This is a genomic window from Nostoc paludosum FACHB-159 (genome assembly GCF_014698835.1).
Classification (GTDB): Bacteria; Cyanobacteriota; Cyanobacteriia; order Cyanobacteriales; family Nostocaceae; genus Nostoc; species Nostoc paludosum.
On record NZ_JACJTU010000141.1, the window covers coordinates 1 to 4114 of the forward strand.

At 40.4% G+C, this 4114-nt stretch carries 2 protein-coding genes; one reads left to right on the forward strand and one right to left on the reverse strand.

Annotated elements, in window-relative coordinates; all coding sequences use genetic code 11:
* Nucleotides 1-85 precede the first annotated feature (85 nt).
* Nucleotides 86-2455 (reverse strand): PAS domain S-box protein, encoded by a 2370-nt coding sequence (locus H6H03_RS39375; RefSeq protein ID WP_190960392.1) that lies wholly within the window; start codon nucleotides 2453-2455, stop codon nucleotides 86-88.
* A 698-nt stretch (nucleotides 2456-3153) separates the two neighbouring features.
* Between H6H03_RS39375 and H6H03_RS39380 the strand changes: the two genes are divergently transcribed.
* Nucleotides 3154-3405: a hypothetical protein gene (locus tag H6H03_RS39380; protein ID WP_190960393.1), complete on the forward strand. Its 252-nt coding sequence runs from the start codon at nucleotides 3154-3156 to the stop codon at nucleotides 3403-3405.
* The last annotated feature ends 709 nt before the right edge of the window (nucleotides 3406-4114 follow it).

Here is a 4114-nt window from a genome sequence, read left to right on the forward strand (position 1 = left end):
GGTATCAACTAATCACATTTTTGTAATAAAAACTACTTTATTTCTCAGTATGAGTGTTCGGCGATCGCACTTTTTTTGGGGTCATCTAACAAAATCGCATTGCTCCCTCTCTGTTTGTACCGATGGTTCGTACTGGCTCACCAATTTCGTTGTAGTATACCTGACTTGTGGAGTTTAACCAGTGTATACTGCCATCAGGCCAGACGACTCGATACTCTATGGTTCCTCTTCCTTCTTCAAGAACGCGAGTTATGCTGGCAACCACAGATTTGCGGTCTTCTGGATGGATTAAATTCAGGTACTCTTCAAAGGGGGGACATAAACTGCCCCAAGGTAAACCATAAAGTAGTCCCATACTCGCAGACCAAATAACGGTGTTGGCCTTGAGGTTCCTGTCCCAGATACCCATGTGGGCAGTTTCTAGAGCTAAATTCAATCGCGCTTCACTTTCGCGCAGCGATTCTTCAGCGAGTTTGCGTTCGGTGATATCTTCGGCGATACCGCTATAGTAGTTAATTTTTCCTTGGCGATCGCACACAGGAAAACCCCGATTCCAAATCCAGCGTAAGGAACCATCAAGTTGGAAAATCCGATATTCTGCTGAAGCTGACTGATGATTCAGCAGTTGTTCGATGAATTTATTGGCCAGATCGCGATCGTCTGGATGAACCGTATCTATCCAGAACTCTGAGTGCTCAAACAAATTCTTACAAGAACGACCCCAAATTTTTTCATAAGCAGGACTAATGTAGAAAGGTTGCAATGATTTAGCGCTAGCAATCCAAATTACTGCCTCGGTATTTTCGGCAAAATTGCGGAATTTCTCTTCACTTTGACGCAGTGCTTCTTCGGCAATTTGGCGATCGCGTAGCGCTGCTTGCTGTTCGGTAATATCTCTTCCTACCCCTTGAATTTCAACAATCTCTCCTTTTTCATCTTTAATCCCAATACTCTTCAATTGAAACCAGCGAATACCGTTAACAGTGAATACACGTCGCTCAGCAGTTGTCAAGGAATAAGACCCAGATATTAAATTTGTGATATTTTCCCTGGTTTGCGGCAAGTCATCTGGATGAACAAACTCAAAAATCGGCTGACCGCGAAACTCATCTTGTTTCCAGCCAAAGGTTTGACAAGCAGCGGCATTGGCAAAGGTCACCCGCCCTTGCAAATCAATGCGGATAATAATGTCTGTTTGGCTTTCCACCAGTTGGCGATAGAGGTTTTCACTTTGCCTTAATGCCTCTTGGACCCGTTGGCGTTGGCTAATTTCTTTTTGCAATCGTGCGTTGGACAAGACAAGTTCTGCTGTTCGTTCCGCCACTTGTCTTTCTAGCTCATCGTTAGCTTGGCGCAGTGCTTCTTTTGCTTGTTGCCGTTCGCTGATGTTGCAAATTAACCAGCGCCAGCCAACTTGCTCATCTTGTAGGTTGTATATCGCAGTGACTTTAACCCTAGCTAGGAAAGGTTTATTTTTCCGTGATTTTAAATTAATTTCCCACTCCTGCATCTGCTGGCAATTATTCAGTTTGGCGATAAAGGTCTGGCGGTCTTCCTGAGCAACAAACAATACTAACGGTTTGTTAAACAAATATTTTTGGGGCACAGCAAATAACGTTGCGGCTGCATGATTAACCTCTTGGATAATACCGGCCGTATTAGTTACCAAGTAACCATCTGGAGCAAAGTCAAATAAATCTTGGTAACGCTGCCGCTCTAATTCTACTAACTCACGAGTAGCGAGCAGTTCTTCATTTTGTTGGCGCAGTTCCTCTTGTGCTGTCCGAAATTCTTCCAGGGCTAGTTGAAGTTGCTGATTAACTTCCATAATTTCACAAGATTGTGCCTCAAACCAAAGCTTTAAGTAATTTTGAGTTTGGTAGCGCACTTGGTCTATTTCAATTTGCTGATTAACCTGCCTGAATTCATCTGTGGGTTTTTGGAAACATTGCTGTAATCCTTCAACAACCCCAGCCATTTTGACTAAATCAAACGCTTGTAGCAAGTTGGCCTCACTGATAATTCCTACCAATTGCCCACCATCGTCTAAAACTGGTAGATGGTGAATTTGGTGCTGGCGCAATAACGATAAGGCCATGAAAATATTTTGAGAATCTGATTCTCTCAGGGTCACAACTGGCTGCGTCATAACCTCAACCATTGTCGCCGTCGATAAATCAATTTCAGAAGCTATAAGTCTAACTACATCTTTTTGCGTAAAAATACCTAATAAATTTCCTGCCTCCATAACCAAGACACAATCAGTTAATGATTGCTCTGGAAGGCTTAAACCTAATGATATATCTAAACTATTTGCTGCATATTTATTACATCTTGCCTGATTCATTAAGACAATAGCTTCGACTACATAACTATCAGGGTTAATCGTTAAGGGAGTACGATTAATAACACGATCTAAAGTAGGTAAATTAATTAGCTGAGCGTTGAATTGCATAGTTAATTAGTCAATTCTAATTATCTTGTTGATAACAGGAGGAACTAGCGCAAGCTAGCAAAATTAAAACTAAGCAAACTCTTGTAAACCAAGAATTTTTGTAGTTAAAGAAGTATTAATCAATTATTTGGATAAATATGCTCTGTAAATTTCACCAGACGATTACAGGGAAACAACCAAGTCAGGAACAGCAAGTAGATAGAATTTTAGAGTAGACAAACTCATTCTATTGTCAAATTCAATAATAGATGAGCTGTTATTTAAAGAGATTACCTTAATTAATGGCGTTGTAGTATTACGTAGCGTGAAATTTTGGAAATTGATAATTAGGATGAGAAGCAGGGCTTATAAGCTGTTAAGCACCTAATTTGTAGTTTAGACCGCAGGGGAGCAGAGGGGCAGAGGGGAAAAAACAAGGCACATTGAATTCTCCCCTGCTCCCTGCTCCCCTTCTTCTGTGTAGTTTTACTAGGAAAATTTCAAGATCTTATAAGAAAAGAGTTCAATCCCCTGGGGTCATTACTCAATAAATGTGTATAAATATTATAGAAATAATAAGTAATTTAAATTTCCTCACAACTTCCTCACATTCTGAGATTATAGTCAAAATATAGACAACTTAGTTTAAGTAACTACGGGTTTGTCAACTGACTGCCTGGATTTGCAATAACACTTTTATTAACAGGATTTGACAAAATATGAATTACTGTCCTTGCTGTTCTGGTGTACTTTTAGAACATATACGCGGTGGAGAGACTTATTGGTTCTGTCGCCACTGTTGGCAAGAAATGCCTGTTTATAATTGGAACGAACCCAGTTCATTTGCAGAGGCCGTCATAGGAAAATTACCTAGCAAACCTCAACATGTAGAACATGGCAATACAACTATCTACGTAAGGCAACGACGATCCATTAGCGGATGGATTGGATTACAAGAGTTACCTGCCTAATAGGACTTATCTCAAATTAAATAAGTATAATTTCCTACTATATTTTTAGGTAATGAATTGATAGAAAATGTTAGGTTCTAGCCCGCCTATTAAGTATTACCTGACACACAACGAGAAAAGTAGGGAATTGGGGAGTCAGGAGTGGAGACAATACTTGTCGGGTTTTGGGGAAAAGGGGAAAGAAAAAACCTTTACCCTTTACCTTTTCCCCAAACCAAATTCCGAGTTCAAAATCCTTAACCGAGCAGTATTAGGAGTGGAGAAGCAGACAAGGGGAATAAACCCTCCCTATCTGTCGTAGGGGCGCAAGCCCTTGCGACCATACCGCGTGGTCTATTTACCTGAAAATAGCTGTAAGTTGCCCCTACGCGTGTACTTGATTTACCTTAAATATGCTGTATGCGATCGCTCGATACAGTTGAGATCAGTGTGTTTTTTCCTCCTCTGTTCCCCCAACCCTGTTAAGAGTTCGCTTACCTCCACAAAGGAACTTTCTTAGCACCAAGGGTATTGTGTTATTAATCTCGAACTAATTTAAAACTTTTTCGTTTTCAAAAGTTGATTTGTAATTTGCTTTTTATTACAGTTGTCAGCTTTTAGATCAGGGCTATTTCATTCTAAATGTAGGCAGTATATGGTAAGATGCAGCGCAAATTCTATATTAATGCATCTGTCCCATGTCTCAAATCGCAATTATAGAAGCCTTCGC

What these genes read in the sequence shown, in the direction of transcription:
- H6H03_RS39375 (WP_190960392.1), bottom strand. Translation starts at nt 2,455, where the DNA reads ATGCAATTCAACGCTCAGCTAATTAATTTACCTACTTTAGATCGTGTT.
- H6H03_RS39380 (WP_190960393.1), top strand. Translation starts at nt 3,154, where the DNA reads ATGAATTACTGTCCTTGCTGTTCTGGTGTACTTTTAGAACATATACGC.